Source organism: Acinetobacter sp. NIOH-H-8, from assembly GCF_046635365.1.
GTDB lineage: Bacteria > Pseudomonadota > Gammaproteobacteria > Pseudomonadales > Moraxellaceae > Acinetobacter.
On the sequence record NZ_JBHDVN010000392.1, the window covers coordinates 1 to 342 of the forward strand.

The 342-nt window shown below is 37.4% G+C and carries 1 protein-coding gene; it reads left to right on the plus strand.

All coding sequences use genetic code 11. The features are described from left to right. On the plus strand, positions 1-342 hold a 342-nt coding region (locus ACEWB7_RS18805; RefSeq protein ID WP_411581203.1), incomplete at both ends, for a transposase.

Consider the following 342-nt stretch of genomic DNA (forward strand, 5'->3'; position numbering starts at 1 on the left):
AGAATCAGACCAATGCCATTGGAGCAATCCATGAGGGTAAGTTATTTTCAGTCGGTTTATTTGACTGCAAAATCAATTCAGATGTTTTTCATTTTTGGATAGAGCAATTCCTCATACCAGCATTACCAGAAAATAGTGTAGTGGTTATGGATAATGCAGCATTTCATAAAAGAGCAGATATTCAGGAGTTATTGGAACAACAAGGGCATAAAATCCTTTGGCTTCCTGCATACAGCCCTGATTTAAATCCTATAGAACAGATGTGGGCATGGGTTAAACGTAAGCGTAAAGAATGGTTGATCGACTCAGTCGATGAGTTATTTCAAGTTTTTTTCGAATCCT